The following is a 25525-nucleotide window of genomic DNA, read 5'->3' on the forward strand; positions in this document are numbered from 1 at the left end:
TTATGGGGCATAGATGACATTAACTGGATATGGACCTTCAATAGTTGAAGTACCATCTCCTAAGTAGATATGGAGAGTGTCACTTGTTGCTGGCACATCTGTAGAGAAGATTCCTCTAAGCTCACTAGTACAATCATTTGTTAATGCGCCAGCTGCTGGAGCACCTAGAGATGAATCTTGGATTAGGTATTTAGTATTTCCATTACAGTCTGATATTGTCATATATGCAATTGGGTCAACAATGGTATTACTAGGGTTAGCAAGGCTTACTTGAGTTGTGGTTGGATTCTCAAGATTCGCTTGTCCTTGTTGATAAACATACTTTATCATTTCTTTAGTTAAAGGCTTTTTCCAGATACTCGTGTTATCGATTGTACCAGTAAAGAAGTTAATGCCACCATCTTCAACACCACCAATTCTTAGTGGTACAGTTGTAATGTTCTTCATTGCCTCTGGCCCAATAACCTTGTAACTTTCTAGCTCACCATTAATATACATACGGATAACATTTCCACGTCTTGTTATGACAATATTTGTCCACGTTGTAAGTGGTATCTGCCCATTTGATGTTATTGTGTCAAAGCCGAGCATTGGGAAGGTGTCGGTAGCTGTTGTCGTCGCATGATATGAGAACTTAATATATTGATTATCTGTATATAATCTAAATTCTTGTTCATCTACATCGGCTTCATTCCACTTGTTGAGAATTGTTCCTTCATCGTCTGAGTCATCAACGAGGTTGATCCAAGTTGAAATTGTAAAGTCAGTACCTAGATTAATTTCATGATCAACAGTTTCGAAATAGTTCTCATTAGCATAGTCGAATGCTTCTCCTATCTGTGCAGACGGATTATATGTTGCTGAGCTTGGCGTTGAAGATGGAACATTTATTAAGTCCTTAGAGCCAATTGCTGCACTTAGGTTTGGAGCTGAGTAATTTGCAGACTCAAATCCCCAGAAAATATCTTCAAGTGGTGTTGCTTGAGGTTGCGAAGTATATAAAATTGGCATTTGAGACATTCCACGTCCATAAAGAGTCTCTATATCTAAACTAGATAACTCTTGATTCCACATTGCTGTCTCATCTATACCTCCAACAATACCAACGCCATTTGTTTCACGCTGACTTGCACCAATTCGAAGTGGAATAGGTGAGTTCACAAGATCGCCATTATCAATGGTCTCATTTCCAACGTTTACTGAGTTAATGTAGAAGTTTACATTCGTACCTGATCTCGTGATAGCGACATGGTTCCAATTACCAAATTCTATCTTACCAGTTGAACAGATCTTCTTGTATGAATCATTATTCCAAACTTGGGTACTGTTGACTGTTTGATACTCTAGGCATAGACGGCCATTGCTATCGATTAATTTACGATATGACTGTTCTGCAATTGTACTATTCCATTTATCATTAATGACACTGAAAGATGTCGGTTTTGCGATGTTTATCCAATTTGAGATTGTAAAGTTTGACGTGATATTAAAAGTATTTGATACATCCTCAAGGTATCTTGTACCGTTAAACTCTATCGTTTCTCCTTCGATATAACTACTTTCTAAAGATAGAACAACTGAAGGACTGAATACATCATCATTTATTTCTTCAAGAATAATATTGTTATTTAGGTTTTCGTTATTATAGTTCAAATATAAGCCAGGCTTTGCAATCATTACTGGATTGTATGTCAGTGCAAAATCAGAGCTTGTTGTTACATTTCCTGCTTCATCCTTAAAATATACACTTATTGTATTTGCTCCACTTTCAAGAATTGGTGAGTGAAGTGCAGAGTTTATCGTAGAGCAATTCTTCCAATTTGGATTAATTGCACTTGGAGTAATACCTGTTAAATTTATTAGAACACCAGCGATGTCACTACATGAGCCAATCGTAAATCGAGCATAAGAAAGATTCGTTGGTGATGCTGTTTCAAGTGTAATTGCTGGAATTGCTGGAGGAGTGAGATCACCAGTTACATGTGTAATATCAAAACTTGATGTATATGAACTAACAACAGATCCCGTTTTAAACCATATCTTAACAGTGTTTAGTGAATCCGAAGTAAGAGTAGGTGAAGTTAGTCCACCTGCTACATCGGTACATGCTACCCAGCCTGGAGTTCCATCAAGCGGATCACTGTCGAGGCTTGTTCCTACCCAAACATGAGTATAGTCTTGGCAGTCATTGAGCGTGATTGAAACTGTTGAATCATTTGTTGTATTACCAACACCATTAAATGCTATTGTAGGTGCCGCTGAAATAGGCTCATTGGCCAATCCTTTCTGATATAATTTATAAATTTGGTTGAAGTCGAGAGCATCGTACCATACAGCAAGTTCATCAATACTACCGTCAAATCCATATTCATCACTATGAGTATTATTATAAGTTCTCCACATATTTACATTTGAAACACCAGCTATGTGATTTGATCCTAATGTAATTGTTGTTGCATCATTAACATAGTAAGAATCGAAAATCTCAGCACCTAATTTAAGTCGCTTTAGGTCACTTGTACTTTCAGCGTACACTCCTGATTGTGTAGAGATAGCATTATTGACTAATGTTATTTGTGTTGGACTATTAACTGAAGCAACTTGACCAATCTCGTTACCAAAAGTGATATATGAGTTATTTGGGAATTGGGCCGAAGTAAAGTTTGTTCCAACTCCTGTAATAATATTTGATCCTGTTGTACTTGATACTGTTCCTGGGATAACCTTTCTAACATTCTCACCAGAGGCTCCTGAAACATGATTTGCATCGAGTATAAATGTCGTATTATCTGTAATGCTTGCAATAGTATGAACTTCTCCTGCAATGAGTACACTTTCTCCAACCGTTAAGTCTTGAGTGAAGCGAGTACCTGTACCTGTGACAACTGTAGTATTTGAAATGATATCAACACTTCCATGGATATAATTATAGAATTTATTCTCAAAATCAGAACCAATACCAGTGATAGTATTTGTTCCAGCTGCAACTGAGACATCTTCTGCCATAAGGTCAAGCCCGCTTAGACCTGACTCACCAATTCTTAAAGGTGTTGTAAGATTGTTGTTAACAATTTGAGCAGCTGTTCCAATTAAAGCGGCACCGTATTCACGGCCATTAATAAAGATAGCAAGCTTTCTTACATCTCTTTTAATCGCAAGATGGTGCCAGCCATTAATTCCACTAAAAGATGTTGTTTCAACTTTAATAGCTTGTTTGGTAATATCCGTTTCATAACCATTTCTTAGATAGAGTATATACTTTCCTGAACCAGTAGAAGTGTGTTTATATTCTAGTCTAAAAACTCTCTCTTCAAACTCTGATCCCCATTGATCAATAATAACACTCTTATCATCAGTGAAAATGTTTGCGCTATCTGCATTCGGTTGCTTGATCCACATTGATAATGTGAACTCTGAAGTGAAGTCAATTGGTGCAACAGAGTCCGATCGTAAAAATTGTCTTGCGCCAACGGTATTTATATCATCACCTGCTAAAATATCTTCATAACGAGTGAATTGGAAAGCCTCACCTTCAATAGCATCAACACTCCCTGTCGTAACTGCATTTTTCACATTTAGAGATTCTGAGTTTGTTACCCCACTTAAGCTATTTGAAGTAAGTTGTGTGTTATTAAAGTTCCAGTAAAAGTCAGGAACGGCAGGTTCAACATAGTTTAAAGGATATAGTTCTAGCTTTTCTTGATTACTTCCCTTGAAGAATAAGTAAGCAATTTGATCTTCTGTAAGAGGTGAGTCATAGATAACGACTTCATCTAGTCGACCTCTCGTTTCTAGTAATGATAGTTTCCCACTGTTGTGAAGTTTGAGATTATTTGTCTTAGTATAAAAAGATGAAATTAGTTTTCCATTAAAATATATTTTTAGAGAGTTGTTTTCTCTTCTAAAAGTTAAGTGTGTCCACTGCGCTGGTATCAGTGATTGATTTGTTGTAAATGTTCCGATATCAGGAATGTGAATTTGAATTTGATTTAGTGATGTTCTCGAAATTCGTAGCTGCCCATACTCTAAAAGTTTATATTCAGATGTTGCTTGTGGTAAGTGCCACATAGAGATCGTAAAGTCTCTTTCCATATCGTATTCAAAAGTAAAAGTATTACTAATTGTCTCTGATGAGAGAGTTGATTCAACTGCATTTCCACCAATTGCAGATGAAACTTTCGGTATATCACTTGAGGCTGCAATATGAAGGTTTCCTGCTAAGTCTCTAAAGTAGTCAGCACTAATAGAATCTTCAGTGTTAAACGTATAGTATGCCAGTGGATGAATTAAGTCTGGTGGAATATAGGTAACATTAAAAGATGTTGATCCTGAGATATCTCCTTCTTCATCTCTAAAGTAGACAGTAATATCGTTATCACCTCTTTCAAGTAAATGGGAAATTACATATCCTTCATCACGGGTACAATACTGCCAGCCAATATCGTCTTTACTTGGTGGTGCATCTGAACTGGAATTAACATAGATTGCATTAATCAGAATCCCGTTTGCTCCAGTACATGTTGGCATTGTGAAATGACTCCATGGTGAAGACGTCGTTGTAAGATTACCTGTGAGCTCTATTCCTGGGTCAGTTGGAGCAATACCATCCGCTAGTGTCGTAGGAAGAAGGTCTGATCCGTATTCGTATAGATAGTAAACTTCTTCTTCTGATAGAACATTGTGCCAAATCATGACATCATCAATAACGCCTTTAAAGAAAGAGTTTGCTTCAGCTGTTTGTAGATATCCTGTTTCTGCACCAATATTCCAATAACTAAAGTCATCATTAACAACTTCAATATAATTTCCATCAAAGAGCTGAGCGTACTTTTCCGCTACTTTTACACCATCAAGATATAGCTCTAGTTTTTGTTTGTTAAATGTTCCTACTATATGGTGAAGGCCTGTATTGTAGATACTAGTATCAAAATCTACAGTTAGAGTTTGAATGCTTCCTGTTGTTCCAGGGGATCTTGCCGTCACATAAAATTGTAAATTACCATTTTTAACTCTAAGTCCAATTCCTGATCCATCTGTGAGTGTTGCTTTTTGAATATTACCAGCGATGTGACGATGCTTTGTTTCACCTTTTACGAGATGGGCCCATGCCGATATTGATGTTGTATACATTGGGTTTGTATTTGCATCTGGTTTTATCTTAATAAATTCATCGATACCATTAAAGCTGAACCCTTCTTCGATTACAGCATTGTCTCCACTCGTTGCAGTTGATTCAGGTGGTGTTGTCGCATCAAGTGATCCATGTGCAGTACCAAAATTATCAAAAATTTGAGGATGTCCATAAGCACCAGAAGTCGCTGAATCCAGTGACCAGTGAACACTTGGCCTTGGTATGTCAGAAACATAGGTTGGCATTGTATATGTTTGATCATTTGCAGTTCCTGAAGCTGCGGAAACTTCACCAGTAAATGATCTTGCCCAAACCCTTGGCGTTACCGATCCAGTTGGTAGAGGCGAGCTTAATATACCACCTGCTATTGTGTTACACACTTGCCAATTTTCATCTGTATCACTTGGCTGTACTGTTGAGTCAGATACCAAGATCATATCGGTATCTGTACAATCGTTCATTGTCAGACGAAGTCTTGAACCAAATGATTTATAACCTGGGTTATAAATAGAAGCTCTTGTATTTGCCGGAGTTACAATCGGCCTTAATGGGTCATAGTTTCTCGTATTATTATTTGCATAATTACTATAGAGATTTGTAATTTGAGATTGATTTAGGGCCTTACTCCAGATTGCAACGTCATCAATATTCATATTTGAATGTTTAGATATTTGTTCATCTGCTCCTGCTTTTGCGGCCATAACAAAAGGAACTTCTTCAACAGCATCATAAGTTACACTTTCAAAATCATTTAAGTCTTTCTCTCTTTTGAGTGTTCCGTTTTCATAATATCTTAGATAGCGTCCATCATATGTGTATAGAACATACACCCAAGATGAAGGGAATTGTGAAACAGGTAGATCAAGTACATAATTTCTATTACCGATATTAACTTTGAAATCAACAAATTTATTACTAGTTGCACATGATGGTTCATCGCATATTAGATACATCTCCATTCCACCTGGTTGTGCACCAGTCATACTGAAGAAACGATCACCACTTCCTTCATCTGTTGGAATATTGTGATCCATCCAAAAACCGATAGTGAATTCATCTGTAACTTTTAGTTGTGGATCGTAATCAGTTTTTAAATATTGACGTTCACCATCAAAACTTAATCCATTTCCAACTTTTGCAGAGGCTATATTTTGAGCACCAAAATTATTGATGTTGATAGCGTTTGATGAGTCGTAGAAAATACTACCGATTTTCGTATTTTGATCGAGCGTCCAATAAGCAACTGGCTGAGGAAGAGGTGGGTCTGTGTATTCAACAACGATACTTTGAGGAGAGCTTATATTTCCTCTTGCATCTCTAAACCAAAAATATACTGTATGTACACCTGGAGTGAGTGTCGGTGAATCGATTGCACCATCTTTTGTACTACATTGCTGCCATCCACTTGATGTATTTGTTGGCCCTGGTTGAGCATCAACAGTGATATAGACACCAGTGATATCATTACAGTCATTTATTGAATAAACTGGATTTGGATTATCTGTTGGCCAATTTGTTCCAAATGTCGAGTTAACAACAGAAAGTGTTGGCGTTGTTGTAGGAGCTGTTGAATCATTTGGATAAACTTCATCTACATATCTCTTATAATGGTAGAAAATCTCTTCATCAGTTAGAGTCTGATTGAATACCATGAAGTCATCAAGAGCACCTTGGAAGTTTTCTGCTTGTGTATTGTCTCCTAGATAGAAACCACTTACAAAATCAAAGTCAACTTTACGTATCGTCGTAGTTGACCAGTTTTGATAGCCAGGATCTGCTTGAGCAACAAGATTAGCATCAATATATAAAGATAATTCTTGTCCATCGTATTTTACTGCCAGTTGATGTATTCCGGTTTGAATCAGCTCTAGAGGATATCTAATAATTCCATAAGGAACACTTCTAGTATAGCCAGATGGTTGAACGATATTTACTTCAAAAACAATATCGCCACTATCAAGATAAACACGTATGTCATCTTTTGAGTTTTTCTTTGTAATAATTTGTCTAGTAGCTGTATCAGTACTATCTAAATGTAGCCATGTCATTAATGTAAAGTTATACAGATTTTCAAATCTAAAATTATTAGCAATATCTATATAATCATCACTACCATCGAATATTACTTCGTTACCATTACTACTTGTTGAGATTGTGGGGCTTCCATTTAACTGAGCTGATACTTGTGAGGTATGATCAGTAAGTGTTGAACCGTTAATCGTGCCATTATCAAAAGATGCATGATAAATAGGCTTTACTAGATCGTAGTCTGAATATGTTGGAATCGGATCAATTTCTTTTGTACCTGCTAATGTCGAAATATCTCCAAGTGCATTCTTTGCATACACATCAACATAAGTTGTTCCAGTTGGAAGCTTTTCAGATAATATTGCACCAGGATTAGTTACACAACGATGCCAGTCATCGCTGTCATCGGCCGGTGGTGGTGCTCCTTGATAAGTAATATATACCCAAGGAGTATTTGTACAATTTAAAATTGTCATCTTAGCGTAAGGGCCGAAATGACTATCGAAATATATATAAGCGTTATCAACATTTGAAGGTGCATTCATCGTCTCAACTTGTCTTGTCGATGACTGTCCTTTTGTATGTGCGGTTGCTACTTCTGTTGGTGATAAGTCATATCCCCAAACAGCAATTTCATCGACTTTCTCATTTAAAAAGTTTGTCGCAAGATTATTCTGATTAGATTCTGCACCAATTCTAAAATCAGTTGGAACATCGTAGCGAACGAAATCTCTTTCAGGTAGTACACCTGAAGTAGCAATTTCGACGCCATTTAAATACAACTTAACTTCCTGGTCATCAAAAATACCGATTACATGATTCCATCCTGTTGTAACACCGGCCATTGAACTCGCTAAATTAATTGTTCCTGCAATATCTAACTCAAGTGTAAATCGTATGTTCCCACCGCTTTGATAGAGTTTATAACCACCTCTGTTTGTTGCTGTTGAATAGACGTGGCGGTCGATATAGACACGGTTTGTACTATCAGATTGTGTAAGATAGAACCATCCACCAACAGATAAGAAGTTAACTGGTGTCAATAAGACAGTATCTTGAGTTGTTAGATAAGACTGGCTACCTGTAAGGGATAATGCTTCTCCTACTTTTCCTGTGGTATAAGTTGCTGTCGGGTTATCGGCAGCATCTACGTTGACTTCGATAAGGTCGTGTACACCATGTTCAATAATATCAATGACAGTTCTATCAACGCTTGCAACACTTTCGATTGGCCAGTAAGCATTTGAATATGGAACTGTTGCAATTGGAGTATAATTTACAACTAGGTCAGAAGAAGAGCTTGTTACATTACCAGCTAGATCTTTAAACCATGTCGTTATAGTGTGACCACCTTCTGTAAGTTCTTCTAATCCAAATGAACCACGTCTTTCTCGACATACTTCCCAGCGATCATCTTGCTTGTCAGGTCTTGTCCCTTCATTAACTAGAACTCCTGAAATATCTGTACAATCGTTAACGGTGAAATATGCTTTATTAGAGAATAAATCTGGCCTAGTATTTTCTAGTGTTAAAGTAGGGTTCGGTGGTTCCGTTACATCCGTCTCATAAAGAATATCTGCACCATTATGATATAGAGAAGACGCTTCTAGTCCTGTTAGAACTTGATCCCAAATAATGACTTCATCTATTTTATTTGCAAAGTTACTATCTTCGATATTGTATAGGTTACAATTTAAACCAGAGCGCGCATAGTAATGTGATTTACCATTTGTTGGCTCATCTCCAGTAGATGCTTTTGCCCCAACGAAAGTGTTTACACCTGTCTCATAGACGATTGGCGATGGTGAAGCATTAGAGAAGGACTTGACAAAAATACCATCAAAATAAAGACTGGCCTTCTGTCCATCGTAAGTACCAATAACTAAGTGCCATCCTGTTGTGTAGTTCTTTGTTTCAAGATATGGTTCTAGGAGCCCATCTGCTGTATGAACAGTAAATCGAAGCCCTTTGTCATCCTTGTTGGCCGCATCAACTTTTATTGACCAACCTTTACCATTGAACTCATTTGAGATGATATGATCATCAGAGTGTACACCGTCACCAGTTAAGTAAACCCATGCTGCAACAGAGAGTGTATCACTTGGCTTAAGTTTTGAGTTCTGAGGAGACTTAACGCGTAAGAATCGGTCATCACCAAAGAGCATCGATTTATTTAGAACACCATTAGAGTCGATTGTTACAGGCGCTAATGCTGGATTGTGTACCATTGTTCGATCACATGGATCAGTATCAAAATCAACATAGTCTAATTCATAACCTTCGTTTTTCAGCTTTAGGCCACTGATGCGATCTAAGGCTTCGTTTGAGGTATTGTTGTAGTGGGCCTCGTCAAAAGTCCAGTGAACAACTGGTCTTGCAATAGGCTTATCGTATTTTGTAATAATTGGAACATACTCAAAAGTTTTTGAAATATTTCCGTAAATATCCTTTGTCCAAAATTTTGCATAATTGTCAGTTGGATCTAGTCTTTTTGAAAGTAGACCACCTGTTAAAGTATTACAAAGCTGCCAGTCCTCATCATTTTTATCTGGAGGGAATTCATTCTTTGTAACAATAATATAATCAAGTCCAGTACAGTCTGTGACTGTTAGATTTGCTCTTGATACTAATGAGTTGTAGTAAATGATATTTAAGTTTACCGGAATTGATGGAGGAGTAACATCGTAATATGCTTTATCACCTTTAGATTGTCTCTCGTATAATTCATTAATAACTGTATCACTTAAAGCAGCTCGATAAAAAGAAACTTCATCGATACTACCATCAAAGTAATTACCCGATGGGCCTGTTGATGTTGTAGGTGATGCTCCAATTAAGAATGAGTTGCTTTGTGCATAATCAATATCGGCACTACCCGCAATAACAGTATTAACTTCTTCTATTCCATTAATAAATAGTCTAATCGTTCCATTATTCCAAACACCCGTAACGTGAGTCCAATCTCCTGGAGTTAATGATGTCGTTGAGTAGGAAGCAACTTGAGGGCCACCTAAGGCTTGAACCTTAAATTCTACAACACCGTTATCAAGAGCAATTTCGTAACCGCCGTTGTTGTAGTTACCTGCAATTACTTGTCTTGAAGTTGGGAAAGAATCCACATTAAACCACGTTGATAGTGTTACTTCAGAAGCTGGCTCAAATGATACATCGTTTAAGACTTCAATATAATCACTCGTGCCGTTGAAATTCATTGCTTCATCGGCAACACCCGTTGACTCTATTGGCCCATAGTTTTCTCCATGATGAGCACTTGTTACGTCATAGATCACGCTTCCATCACGATTTGCTCGGTCTAGTGTGTAGTAAGAGTCAGGAGTAGGTATGGTTGCATCAAAGTTATATGTGATTGTTAAATCAGTTGAAGTGTCAGAAACATTTCCAGACTCATCCATAAACCATACACGTAGATCATTTGCACCAATTTCTAATAAGCTCGATTTAATTAGGTCATCTGTTGTTGAACATGTTTGCCAATTAGCAATTTCACCAGTTGGCTTGGTATCATCGAGTGCTACATAGACCTTAGCAATATCGCTACAGTTATCTACGTTGAGTCTTGCGACAGGAATTCCAATTGTGTAAAGATTATCACGTGGAGTAACTGGTACTGAAAGTGGAGGAACAGTATCTTGTCCTTCAAATAATTCAGTAATAGCTGCTGAAGTTAATGAGTAGTTCCAAACTAATACTTCATCGATTTTATTATCAAAATGCGTACCAAGAGCAGCACCATTATTACATGTTGCTCCAGCACCAATTACAAATGAACCTAGACAAGTGTATTGAATAGGTAGGACACTTCCGTGGTCAACACTTGCAACTTGTATACCGTCAATATATAGATTTGTGTTTTGTCCATCATAGACACCAACGATATTATGAAATCCTGTTGTGTAGGCCGAGGTTGCAATTGCAACTGATCTTGTTCCACCACTAGTTTCTACAAAGAATTTCAATTCGCTTGTACTGTTGTCAATTTCAATTGAGTAACCATGAGAAGAGATTCTATTTCCGGCCAGCACCTGCTGACGATTATCATTAGCAGTCAGTTGGGCCCAGATCGAAATGGTTACTTCATCTGCGACTTGAGAAAGTGCGGCATGTTTAGTCTCTAAGTAGGTATTACTTGCTTTTACAAATTGATAAGCTTCATTTTGGACTCCAGATACACTTGGTGTCGCACCATTATTTATTGCATGGTAACCAGATCTGATCTCTTGAACTAGTGATCCATCAATATGATCATTATCCATAGTATAATGTAGGATACTTGGTTCATAATGATTTGTTGATGTTACAACTGTATCTACATAGTAAAAAGCATTAGTGATATTATTGTATTCATCTTTACCCCACACTTTTAATTCATGAGGACCTTGTGTTAGGTTCTTGTTGATTGCTGCACCAATAACTTCACGACATAGTTGCCAACGTGGTGTATCTACTGTTGGTGGGTGAGTCGTTTCATCGATATAGATGAATTTATTATCTCCACAAGTATCAATAGTTAATTTTGTATTTTGTAGTGTCTCACCATAGAAAGATGCAGAAGCTATATCTGCTGGCTTAGTGGAATGTTGACTAACCTTAAATTGGTTGAATGTATCAATATAAAGATTTAAAATATTTTGTTCCGATAAATACTTATCCCAAATTGCTAGTTCATCTAATTGTCCATCGAAATTACTTGTTATAGTCGGTTGATCAGTACAATTAACATCCGTACCAACTGCAAGAATTGTAGGACATCCATATTGGAGATTTGCTGGAGAGCCTAAATCTGTCGTTGCCTGTAGCTGTCCATCAATATAAATATTGATAAATCGTCCATCAGAAGTACCAGCAATATGATGCCAACCTGTTGTGTACGAAGAAGTAGCAATTGAGACCGATTGTCCACTAGCATAGAAACGCAGGTCTCCTCCATTTAATTTAAATCCATATCCACCAACACCTTCTTCTATATTTCCCATGATAACCTTGTTTCCAGTGTCACCATTTGTTAGGTTTGCCCACATTGAGACAGAAACAGCGGTCGTCGGTTTTAGAATAGGTGTATTTTTTGTTAATAGATAACTGTTGGTACCACTTAGCGATACTGCTTCATCACTTCGACCGGCCGTACTTGTTACGCTGCCATTATTCCAATAGACAAGATGGTTTTCACCTAGAGCGTCGATAATACGACCCTCTTTCTTGTGAACGTTATCCATTGTCCAATATGCTATAGCGTCTGGGTAAGCTCCCTGAGTTGGGTTAAAGATGAATGATACATCCCTTGGAGTTGAATTTATATTACCCGCAGCATCCTTAAACCATGCTGATATTGTATAAGATCCAATAAGGTCAACGTGATATGTCAGTGCACCAACTGCTTCACTACAGTCTTGCCAACCTGATTGATCCTTATCTGGTGCAACATATGGAGATGGATATTCAGATGGCTTCAGATAAATTTGATCGACATCTGTACAGTCAACTACAGTCATACCAACAGGTGCACTCGCAACTTCAGGTGCTCCTTCCACTATGATTTCTGGCCTCGGTGGTGGAGTTAAATCCCCATTTGCTTGAACTTCAACATCTTGAGTGAGAGAAGTTGTCGAAACATTTCCACTAGCATCTTTAAACCATGCATATAATGTATATACTCCATCTGGAGTAAGTGAAGCTGATTTTAAAAACTCTGCAGAATTAGAGCATGTTAGCCAGTCTGGACTGTCGGCATCAGGGGCCGTTGAGCTCTTTGTTACGATCATGTCTGTAATTACATCATCAGGGTATTCTTTTGTAATACTTTGACCAGTTGCTCCCGCAGTGTGAGGGAAAACTAGTTCTAATGATGTATCATTAGTTATTGAAGCGACTTTTAAAATCTCACTTCCAATATTTATATAATCTCCAACGCTGATCTCACTTGTGAAAAGCGTTCCCGTACCAGTTACACTAGTTGTCGATGGCGTTATATCTACTGTCCCTGTCATTGCAACTGGAGGATTTGGTTCACAAGTGTTTAAAGTAAAAATAGCACGAGATGCATTATCTAATAAAATTGGCGGAGAGCTAGCATCTCCATTGTTTAATGTCATTGCCAAAGGAACAGCTGCTCCATCTCCTCCAGAAACTGGAGGTGGTGTTGAATCAACAGCAGTATAGCGAACAGTAAGTCTTTCATGCCACGGATCTAATGTATATCCATCATTAAAGTAGAACCATACATCAAGTGTGTGTATCCCTTCTGCTGGAATTATTGGTGAAGTGATAGCATTCATCGCAGTCGTACAGTCTTGGCCATCGCCAGTTGTAAAGTCTGCGACTGAAGGTGGAAGCTCCATTGTATCATCGAGTTTTACATATACTTTTGAAATATCAGTACAGCTATCAATTGAAATAGCAGCTGTATTTGTGTCAAGATCAGTTCCATTTGCTAAGTAAGCACTAGGAGGTACAAAGTTTACGTTAACTTGAGAGTAACCTGTTAGAACATTACTACTTAAATCTTTGTACCAGAAGTTTAGAGTTTGTTCTCCATCACTTGTTAGTGTATGTGTAATGGCCCCGGCCGATGTTGAACAAGTTTGCCATTGTGGATCACCTGGTGCTGGTTGTGTTCCTTGATTAATTAAAATTTCACTAATCCCATCACATGCTTCAAAAGTAAATGAAACATGAGGTCTATTTATTACTGGAGACTCAACCCAGTTGATGACAGGATCATATCGAAGAGGCAGATCAATAGCATTTAGAGAGATGCTTGTGTCTTCATATTTAAGATATACTTTTAGTGTATGATCACCTGGAGTAAGTGTATAAGATTTAAGTCCACCAATCGCTGTTGTACAAGTTTGCCAATCAGGATCACTCGCAGCAGGTTGTCCGTCAACGTCTTTGAAAATAACCTCAGTTATTCCAGCTTCTGTACAGTAATCAATGGAAATATCTGCAATAGTTGTATTAATTGTTGGCCCATTTTCTACCGTTAATTGTGGTGGTGTAAAGAAAACTTGATGGGCAATAAATGAAGGTTGCACATTTTCTGCAACGTCTTTAATCCAAAATTGAAGATTATTTGCTCCAACATCGAGATCATCAAATGTCATCGAATAATTTACAGTATCGCAAGTTTGCCAACCTGAGTCTGCGGCAAGTGGTGGAGCTCCAAGTCCTTTTGTGATTTTCACATGAGTTACATCGTTACAATCACTTAGGTTGAAAAGACCAAGGGGTTGTCCTGTAACAACTGTTCCCACAACTTCTCTTGCACCAATTGTCGGAGGAGTTGTATCGACTTCAATTGAGTCTGTAGAACAAGCAGAAAGAGTTGAATTACCTGCGCTATCAAAAGCTAATACTTTTGCATAATAGATATTATCTGTGAGTCCATCAATTGTTACGGCATCAGAGTTAGTGCCACTTCCTGTTAATGGATGTATTGTTTCATTTAAAGTACAAGCTGCATCTGTATATGTATAGATTTGATGGTCAGCAATACTATTGAGGTCAGTAAAGGCTGTCCAGCTTACACTAATATCATTTCCATCATTATCATAGAGATCAGCAAATTGAAGATCGGCCGTATTATCTGTTGGATTAATAAGGTCAATTGTAATTGTATCTGTAGAACAAGCTGATTCTGTCGTATTTCCTGCAAGGTCAATTGCAACAACCTTTGCATAATAAACACCATCAGTAAGTCCATCAACAATCGTATTATTAGCAACTGTCGTATTTCCTGTTAGTCCATGGTCTACTTCATTTAAGCTACAAGCAGCATCTGTATAAGTTAAAATACGATGATCACTTAAATAAGTGTCAGTGAAACCCGTCCAAGTAAGATCTATATTATTTCCTGTATTGTTGTAGTCATTTGTAAATTGGATATTGGCCGTGTTGTCAGTTGGTGGCGTCTTATCGATTACGATAGAGTCAGTAGAACAAGCAGATAATGTATCAAATCCCATGAGATCATGGGCCCTAACTCTTGCGTAGTAAATACCTTCGGCAAGCCCTGTTATATTATTTGCAGATGCTGCTGTGGAGCTTGTTAGTCCGTGATTTACTTCTCCTAGAGAACAAGATGAGTCGGTATATGTATAAACTTCATGATCACTTAATGTTAAATCAGAGAACGCAGTCCAAGTAACGGCAATATTATTTCCAGTATTTTCATGAGCAAGTGTAAATTGGATATTTGCAGTATTATCTTGCGGCGGTGTTGAGTCAACAATGATCGAGTCAGTTGAACAAGCTGATAATGTTGTATTTCCTGCGTTATCCATTGCGCGAACTCTTGCATAATAAGTTCCGTCGGCAAGGCCATCAATAGAAGTTGAATCAGTTAAAGCGTTACTTCCTATATAAGGATGAGTTACTGTACCTAATGTACAAGAAGAGTTTGTGTAAGTTAGAACTTGATAATCAGCTATTCCATTTGTGTCTGTAAATGCCGTCCATGATACATTTAGATCATTACCATCAATATCATGAGTATCTGCAAAGATGAGGTTTGCTGTGTTGTCGGTAGGGGCGGTTGTATCAATGGTAATTGCATCAGTAGAACAAGCACTTGTTGTTTCATTACCAGCTAAATCATAGGCAACTACTTTTATGTAGTAAGTACCATCGCTTAATCCATCAATGATTGCAGCATTGGTGCTCGTTGCACTACCAGTTAGGCCGTGATCGACTTCATTTAAAGTACATGCAGAGTCTGTGTATGTATAAATTCTGTGATCACTTAAATATGTATCAGAAAAGTCTGTCCAAGACACATTAACGTTGTCACCGGTATTATTGTAATCGTTTGTAAATTGAACATCAGCAGTATTGTCAACAGGAGCTGTTTTATCAATTACGATTGAATCTGTAGAACATGCTGATAGAGTATCAAAGCCCATGGCATCATAAGCTCTTACTCTAGCGTAATAAGTACCTTCGGCCAGTCCAGTTATGATGCTAGATGAAGTCGTCGTTGAGCCTGTTAACCCGTGATCAACCATGCCTAAAGTACAACTTGAATCAGTGTAGGTATAAAGTCGATGATCACTTAGAGTTAAGTCTGTAAAAGCTGTCCATGAAACAGCAATATTATTTCCTGTGTTTTCATGTGTTGCACTAAATTGGACACTGGCCGTGTTATCTAGTGGTGGAGTTGAATCAACAATAATTGAATCTGTTGAACATGCAGACTTAGTACTATTTGCACCTGGGTCAAATGCTTCAACGATTGCCCAGTATTGGCCGTCGGCAAGAGAAGTAATATTTGTAGCATTGGAATTTGTACCACTTGAAGTTGCTCCATGATCTGTTTCACCAAGCGTACAAGTATTATTTGTGTATGTATAAAGTTTGTGGTCGACAACACCATCTGGGTCTGAAAATGCTGTCCAAGTAACAGCAATACTATTTCCATCAATATCAGTAGCTGCACTAAATTGTAAATCTGCTCCATTATCAATAGGTGAGTCTTTGTCGACTCTTATGGTATCTGTAGAACAGTTTGAAGTTGTTTCACTTCCTATTCCATCAATTGCTGTAACAGTTGCCCAGTAGTCTCCTGTATTTAATCCGTCCACAGCAGCACTGTCAGAATTAGTACTACTTCCAGTAAGAAATGTACCTACTGATGTTGAACATGTTGAGTCACTAAAGATTTCAATACGATGATTTGTAAGTGTTAAGTCACTGAATGCTGTCCATGAAATAGAAAGATCATCACCGTCATTATCTAATGTGTCGATAAATTGTAAGTCCGCTCCATTATCAACAGGTGCAGTTGCATCGACAAAAACACTATCGAGTGAACAAGAGGATGAGCCTTCAAGTCCCACATGATCGATTGCTATGACCTTTGCCCAGTATTGTCCATCCACAAGGCCATCAACATTCGTATTATCGGTTATTGCGGCACTAGAAGTCGTATAGCTATTATAGAGATTTAATGGGTTACATGTATTATCAGTATATAATTCAATGCGATGATCGACGACTTGTTGATCAGTAAAAAGGCTCCATTGAACAGGGATATTATCACCAACAATTTCAACATCATTATCAAAAGTAAAACCAGTTCCAGTGTTATCAATAGGAGCAGTATTATCGTATGTAATATCTATTGTTGTGTTAGCACTTGAAATAAAATTCAATGGAGTAACACTATCTGCATCTACATCTTCTGTTTTTGTCCATAGATAGTAAGTATTAAGTCCTTCACTTGGAAAATTGTTTTGTAAATAACCACTTGAGAGAGCTGTTTCACAGCTTACCCAAGCATCACCGACACTAGGAGTCGTTCCTGTCGTATTGGCGAAGACATACTTTGTTTGAGTTGGAGGCTCAAAATAGACAGCATCACCTGAACAGGCATTCAGTGAGCAACTATCAATATTTAAGGTTGTAGGCTGGTCTTTTGTCAGTGTACCTAGAGATGAAGTTAAGTTTGGGATAGTTGGGTCAGTATCTAAGTTGATTGAAAAGTTTGGGCCACTAGTTCCGAGCTCTTTTTCAAAGACGTTACCTGCTTCATCTCTAGCAATAATTTTAAAAGCAGGAGCAGGATGATTCTTATTAGGAACACAGAATTTTATTTGATTGCTACTACCTGTAACAGTTGTAACTTCAGAATAATTAGTTGTATTAAAATCTGGTGTGTAGAGGATCTTGGCACTTGCTACACCAGAGTTATCATCAGTTAGTGTGTAGCTTAGTGTAAAATCATTATTACCGTTCATCGGGCCGGCAGTGGTAACAAAGTCAATTTCAGGTGGAACTTTATCGTACTCAGTGATTGAGTTAATATCGATGCGGCCTTTTAAGGGATCTGAACACCCAGTAAAAAGGAATATAATCACAAGTGAATATATTGATAAATTAAAAAAACTTATTCTACTAACCCCATGATATTAGTTTCATTTGTTAACGTTTAACGCGTTATCCCGTTAAATTAGTTTAAATCTTGTTTAGTTTTTCTTATAGGGGTAAATTATTGCCAATAATATTTATTATCTCGCTTAAACAAATATTAGGTAGTTATGGGGGCAGAATTGTACTCATTCCTTGTTTATTGAACGAGTTACAGCTTTTGCTATAATTAAAAATAGTTTAACTCTTAAAGTGGGTAAGTGTGGGATTTCTTAAGATTATATTTCTTTTTTGTGTCTTTTTATTGCCAGTAGGCGCAGAACCCTTAGATTTCCAGGAAATTATCAAGAGTAAAAAGGTCAGGTTTATTAAGCTTCCTTACCGAGTAAGTAAGGATAAAGAGCGCTTATCTGAAATTTATAAGAAGTTTATCAAAGACGATTCGATTGTAAGTATCAATCATCCTATGGTTGAGAAAACAATCAAGAATAATAAGAGAATCAATTTTAATAACTTAAAAGCTAACTCTCGTTTTGAGCTATATATCTCTGTTGATCTTTTGGATTTTGATAAACTTTCAAAGTTTCAATTTAATTTAAAGAAGTCCCAAAGAACAACTCAGGAAAAGCTCGATAAACTGAAAGAAGAATTAAGTGAGTCTCCCTTGAGGGCCTCTGTTTTCTATATGGCATCATATGGAAGCTTTACGCAAAATAATCCGGCCCATGCAGATGTAACTTTTTTACAAAATTCACCCATCTCTCTAGGTTTAAGTGTTTCTTATTATCCAAAGGAGAAGCCTTATAACTTTGCGGGGAGCATTTATTATTCTTACTTAACGACTGCCTTGATTGATCAAACAGATGATGAAGTAAAAGTTGATCCAGAAATTGGAGGCAATATTTATTTTTCTTATAAATTAAAGTCACCAAAGATGTCGTGGTATACAGGGTTTGATTTTGAGAAGTTTAATACCTTTAATCTTGAAAATTTACAAAAAAATGCTCTTGTTACTTTTGATACAAATCAAGTTATCTATTTAACAGTTGGTGCTTCAAGGTCTATTGATATTCTCGGCCATAAATTTTTTACAAAATTAAGTTATTCGCACTCAGTTGTTTCCAATAGAGATAATAGCTTCGCAGCTTCTGAGTATAATGAAACCTTTTCAGGTAGTAAGGTTTTATTTTATCTATTTAAAAACCTTGGAAATAGTTTCTTTGCTCATAGCTTATTTAAATACCATTGGATGAGTGGTCCTTCTGATATCACAACACTTAGACTGGGGTTAGGTTTCGGTTATATCCTTTAATAATCTTTAAACTTTTTTTACTTAGTGCCGAATAGTTATTGAGGTATTTAGTATGAAAAGTAATTCGATTTTATCAAGTATTGTCATTTTATTAACTCTTCAGTCATGTTCATTTGATTCATATAATTTAGTTGAACAACTAGGAATGGAAGAGAGTAAGAGTGAAGAAGTTGTTGTTTCTGAAGATGAAATGGTTTTTGATCTTGGAGAAGTCACAGCTCAAAAGGAACACTCTATACTTAGATCTGATTCGATTTTTGAAGATGTACCAAAAACAAAACTAATAGAAAAAGAAATAAGCTTTAACGATATTAAAAGAGGCCCAGCTTCTGCAGATGAAGAAGCTTTTGATTACTATGTCGTAAAACAACATGATACGGCCATGAAGATTGCCTTTTACTTATATAAAGATATTAGAAGATGGAAGGATATTAAAAGATTAAATGGTACGACTAATTTATTTACAGGGCAAAAAATTAAAGTTCCTGTTGTTCCAGAAGTTTTAGATTATACAAGACCTGAAGGTGATCCATACTTAATTAAAAAGGATGATACATTAGGACGAATTTCGCAAAAAGTATATGATGGACGTAGTCGCTATTGGATCAATATCTGGGATAATAATAAAGAAGTTATTGATGATTATGATTTAATTTTTCCTGGCTTTACTCTATATTACAAGGACTACCAAACTGTGAGAAAAGAGTACCATGAAGTACGAAAAAAGTACGACTTCTCAAATCCGAAGAGAAGAGATATTAGCTCAATAAAGAATTAAACCTTTAAATTAAATTCAAAGCGTGTGCCATGACCTTTCTTGGAATCAACATAAATTGATCCATTAAGCTTCTCAATGGCCTCTTTAACTGCACTCATTCCTATTCCTCGTCCAGAGAACTCGGAGACACTATCTCTTGTGGAGAAGTTGGGATCAAATATTTTTGCCATCAAGTCTTGTTCACTTAGCTTTTCAATCTCATCAGATTCATACTTTTGTAAAAGCTTTTCCTTTATCGCTTCTGTATTAAGTCCAGCTCCGTCATCACTTATTAATATTTTAATTTGATCATTATTAGTTTGAATATCAATTTTAATTTCACCTTTTTCTTCTTTTCCTAGTTCTGACCTTCGATCACTCGGCTCTATACCGTGATCCATACTATTTTTGAAAACATGTACTAGAGAGTTGGAAAGTTCTTGAACTTTTTCTGGTGCTATACGAAAGTCTGACTGTGGAATGATTAAGTCCTTCATCGGCTTTCCTAGGCTTTGTGATATCTTCTCAACTAATTTAGGGTATGGATTAAAAATACTTGATATCGATTTCTTATGTAGAAAGTTCTCAAGAACTTCTTTACCTTCGCTACCAAGAGAGCTTAATGATCTTGATAGATAGTCGATATCATCTTTTTCAAAGCTTATAATATTATGATTTGAAAACTTTTCATCTAACTCGTTAATTGATTCGTTAATAAGGTCCTTTGCAGATGCGGCACGAATCTTTATGTCGTTTACGACTTGTGGATTGGACTCATTTGATTGAATGAATTCTTCACATTCAATTGCATATTGTTGAATATCACTAAATGAGTATGTACCAAAACCACCATTTAATGTATGAAATACCATAAGGGCGCGATCACAAAAGCTGTCACTAGCAGGTGAATCAATAATTTCGTCAAGAAGACTATTTGCTTCAGATACTAGATTCTTTATGATTTCTTCATTGAGGACATACTCTGTGACATTGTTAATATAAGCTTCTTTCCTCTTAATATTTTCTTCAAGTACTAATTTTTCTGTAAAGTCCGTTGCTAAAACAACAATGCCACTAAGAGTCTCATCAAGCATAAGAGGGTAGTAGTCAAAATTAATATACTTAAAGTTCTCATCTCCAAGACTACCTTGTTGGAAATTATCTGGGCCAAGTGGTGCACAGCTTTCAAAAGGCATCTTCTGAGCAAAAGTTAGCTCTAGCCACTTCTGTGTGGCTGAGTCATTTTCGGACTTAATATATTCCGCAAATCGTTTATTTTCTGGGGAATTTCCAAAAATTGATAAGCAAGAGTTTGTATATAAGTCAGAACATGTTCCATCTGGTCGTATAACAAATAAACCCTGTGAAAGAGAATTTAGCATTGCTGTAATATATGAGTTCGCATCCTTTAAGTCTTTTGTTCTTTCATCAACAAGTTTTTCGAGGTCTTTACTGTAGATATCGAGTTGCTTATTTGCCTCTTCTAATTTGACGATCATTTCCTGTTTTTGATCAAGAAGAGTCTTAATCTCATGGGACATTGTATTGACACTATCCCCAAGTATCCTAAGCTCATCGTTAGTTTTTACAACAACCTTATTGTCATAATCACCATTAGAAATATCCACAGTTCTTTGAATAATCTGTAGAATTGGTGTCGTGATACTTCTTGCAAAAAATATTGTTAAAATAAGAACAATTCCAAAGAGTATAATTGCGAAGTAGATATTCTTCTTTATTAGATAATCAAGGGAGGCAAAAGCCTTACTTTTATTAATATAGGCAATTGTAGTGATTCCATTTGTTTTGTTAGTCACGATACCGGCCAAATATTTAGCCTCATTAAAACTTATCTCTTTTACCATTGCTTGATGAGAAGAGCTTGTTATCTCAGTTTTGTTAAATAAATTATCTTCTCCAAAGATAATCTTGTCTTTGTGTTTTATAACGTAGGAAAATATCTTGTCTGACTCCATTAAGGACTTAATTTCGTTAAAATCTTGAGTCTTTAATTGGAGCTTAACTTTGTCAGGTTGACTAATTAACTTACCAAGCTCTCGATCGATTAATTCTGTACTTCTGAGAACATTCTCGAAAATATATGATTCCTTATCCTCCTCAAAAACATTGTAGGTATAGTAGAGGTTAAATGAAGTAACCAAGATTAAAATGATTAAGCCAAATGAAAGAATCTTATTTCGAAGATTAAAAAAGTGCATTTTTTATCCTATATAAAATTAATTTTGTTTCTATGTTAGACTAAATACACAAAATTATGAACAAGTTAAAATCTTCTCACTTTAATGCCTTTGAAATAATGCTTGCGGTATCAGGTAGTGTACTCGTCTTATTGGGTATTTATTTAAGTCAGAATTTATCGAAAGTGGATCAGATTTCATCAGAATTAATTATTGTTGGTGATACAACAGATGGAAGGGCCAAGAGAAAGACTGAGAGGAGTTTTTCATGGTCTGAAATTAATAATCAAGAAACGGTTTTTAATAATGATCAGATTTTTACTAGTTCAAATCAGACGCTCAATATATTACTAGAGAATAAGAGTTCTCTTGAAATAAATCCAAATAGCCTCGTTAGAGTTGTCATCAATGAATCAAAGGGACTTGATTTAAATATCGATCAAGGAACTTTGAAAGTAGATGCTAGTGAAACAAAACAAGTTCTAAGAATTAACCGTGGAAACTCTGTTGTTGAAGTTGCAAAGGGTGGGGTTGTAAAACTAGAAAAGCTTAATGAAGAGAATTACGGAGTTAAACTTCTAAAAGGAGAGGCTTCCGTTATAAACTTATTAGATGAACATAAAGCTAAGTTAGACCTAAAAGAAGGAGAGTCAACTTTAGTAAATTCTAATTCTCCTTCATTTACCCCAGAAGGAATAAGTTTAGCTGAAGGAGAGCGTCTTGTTGCTACACCTAAAATTAAGCGTGAAGAGAAAAAAACGATAGAGCTCAACGAAAAATTTGATATTGGAAAAGTTAAACAAGTCTATGTAAAAGCAGTTAATGATTCAGCACAACCTTTTGTGATTAATGTGAAGAACAAAGGGTTTAACGTAAGCTTGTTAAAGGCAGGTAAGTACTTTGTTTCAACGTCTCCTGATTTTCAAACTATTGATAGTTTTGAAATTACTGATTCTAAAGTTAAAGCAGAGACTATTTCCATTATAAAGTCTAATGAAGTCGATATATCAAAGAATGATAGAGTCAAGCTCGATGAGAGTTTGATTTCGCAAAATATCAGTGAAGTCTATCTTAAGCCCTCAGGGCAAAGAACAAATGTTATAAAATTAAAAGTTACTGATGGTAGCTTTATTACTACACCTCTAGCTGCAGGTAAGTACCTCATTTCCACAAGTCCTGGGTTTGAGAAAGTTGATTCTTTTAAAGTCATTGGTGCAAAAGATAAAATAGATAGTAGATCTCTATTTGTTGATGATGAAATTAATTTAGCAGATACAAAGAAAGTATCTTTAAATCCTAATTTGATGACATCAGAAAAAATACCAGATGAGATTTATATACGTTCAGTCAATATTAGTGAAGCACCTTTGAAAATAAAAGTAGAAGATGGCCTTGTTAATCTATCTCAATTGGCAGTTGGAAGTTATATTGTCTCTTCATCGCCGAACTTCCAATCAATGGAAGTAATTAATGTAAATAATAATGTAGCAAATCAAAAAATTGTCACACAGGATATTGTCGATATTAAAAAAACAACAAAAGTAGAGCTTAATGATATTTCTCAAATACAGAAACCTACTCATGTGTTTGTTAAGCCTGCAAATAGTAATTTAGCTCCTATAAAGTTAAGTGTAATAGAAAATAAGTTTGATATAACTACGCTTGCGGCTGGTAAGTACATAGTTGCAACTACACAAGCATTTAAGGCCATCGATAGTTTCGATATCCTTCTAAGTAACGACGATATAGATAGTCGTGTTAAAGAGACTCAGCAATATACTTCATTTTTAGAAACTGATGAAGTTGATTTACTCACTCAGGACAAGGTTGTTTTAAAGAAAAAATCTACTCAAATAGGCTCTTCACATATCTATCTTAAGTCTACAAGTTTAGGATCAGATGTATTAACTAAGATTTCAAAGTTACCTATAATAAATGGAAGTTTTGATATTAGCAGCTTAAGCTTTGGGAAATATATCGTTTCAACAAGTCCTGATTTTAGCGAATTTGATAGTCTTGATGTCGTTGCCAATAAGATGGATCCAATAGCACTTAAAAGTAAGACGATTGATTATGAGAAGCCTGTTGAAGTAAAACTTAATATGCGAAAAGGTATTAAATCTAAGGTAATTGTCGAGTACCCAGATATTAAGAAAAAAACTGAGTATGTTGTTTCTGATAATGACTTTAGTTTTCCATCATTTGATCAAGAAAATATTAACGTTACAGTACTACCACTGGTCTCAGTTGGAGCCGCATCTGTTATCTCCAATATATCAACAGCAAATACTTCTCCTAATGCAAAAAGTATTTCAAGTAATCTAGCTTATGAGAAAAAGTTAAATTTGAAGCTTGAGAACCCGTATCAATTAAAAGAAATCAAATCTAAGTCACTTGAGGATAAAATTGTGACATCGATTAATATAAACCGTCCTTTGATTGCCCCAAGTCATACTGTGAAATTGGTTGAGAAGGCAAGTGGTGCACTCGTGCCACTTTCTATCGGTAAAGATGGTGGATTTGAAAGTACAAATTTAAAAAGTGGAAAGTATAATTTAGCTGTTGTTAATGAAGAGTCAAAAGTAAAACTTTTATCCAAAGAAATTAAAATTGATGAAGCTGTTTTAATTAAGAAGAAGACCGTAAAAAATAAGCAAAATGTGATTGTTAGCTCTTTTTCTTGGGACAGTCCCGACACTTCGTCAAAGCCTTTAGAGCAATCTGAAAATAAGGAATCATATATTGTCGAAGTCTTTGATACTGCAAATTCTTTGATTATGAAAAAAGAAGTAAAACAAAATAGTATTGATTTTGAAAGTAAGGATATGAGTGACTACAAGATTAAAGTCTCTAAGATTGAAGAGGGAAAGAAGAAAGCAGTTGGTGAAAAAGAATTTAAAGTAAAACCACCAAAGAATATAAACCCTGAAGAAGTTAAGAAGTATGTCATGAAATATGATTCAAAGAATCTATGTTACCGAGTAACATTGCCTAGCTACTTAACTGCTAGTAAATACTTCGTTGAAATCTATCGTGATGTACAAATGACTAAGATCGTAAGAGAGATTTGGTCAAATAGCTCTAGTTTTTGTTGGCGAAGCAATCGAGATGGTAAATATTTTTTCCGTTATAAATATATAGACTATTGGGGAAGTGGCTCAAAATATTCGGATATATCTGAGATTATTTTTCCAATTTCTCCACTAACTGATTTCTAA

5 protein-coding genes are annotated in these 25525 nt (G+C 36.1%); 3 read left to right on the forward strand and 2 right to left on the reverse strand.

Annotated features, from left to right (window positions below; genetic code table 11):
- Positions 1–18030, reverse strand: coding sequence for a LamG domain-containing protein (locus VCM44_RS03060; RefSeq protein ID WP_334677980.1), 18030 nt, complete (start codon positions 18028–18030; stop codon positions 1–3).
- 314 nt (positions 18031–18344) lie between these two features.
- Here VCM44_RS03060 and VCM44_RS03065 point away from each other — a divergent pair, with 314 nt between their 5' ends.
- Together VCM44_RS03065 and VCM44_RS03070 are read left to right on the forward strand one after the other, a co-directional pair.
- Complete coding sequence (locus tag VCM44_RS03065; RefSeq protein ID WP_334677981.1) at positions 18345–19352, forward strand: hypothetical protein; 1008 nt, start codon at positions 18345–18347, stop codon at positions 19350–19352.
- A 52-nt stretch (positions 19353–19404) separates the two neighbouring features.
- Positions 19405–20130, forward strand: coding sequence for a LysM peptidoglycan-binding domain-containing protein (locus VCM44_RS03070; RefSeq protein WP_114705660.1), 726 nt, complete (start codon positions 19405–19407; stop codon positions 20128–20130).
- Here the strand turns inward: VCM44_RS03070 and VCM44_RS03075 are convergent.
- On the reverse strand, positions 20127–22328 hold the full coding sequence (locus tag VCM44_RS03075) for an ATP-binding protein (protein ID WP_334677982.1): 2202 nt from the start codon (positions 22326–22328) through the stop codon (positions 20127–20129). The two genes, VCM44_RS03070 and VCM44_RS03075, sit on opposite strands and share 4 nt — an antisense overlap.
- Positions 22329–22384: 56 nt before the next feature.
- Here VCM44_RS03075 and VCM44_RS03080 point away from each other — a divergent pair, with 56 nt between their 5' ends.
- Complete coding sequence (locus tag VCM44_RS03080; protein ID WP_334677983.1) at positions 22385–25525, forward strand: FecR domain-containing protein; 3141 nt, start codon at positions 22385–22387, stop codon at positions 25523–25525.

Origin of the sequence: Halobacteriovorax sp. DPLXC-1, from assembly GCF_036903125.1 — a bacterium.
Classification (GTDB): domain Bacteria; phylum Bdellovibrionota; class Bacteriovoracia; order Bacteriovoracales; family Bacteriovoracaceae; genus Halobacteriovorax_A; species Halobacteriovorax_A vibrionivorans.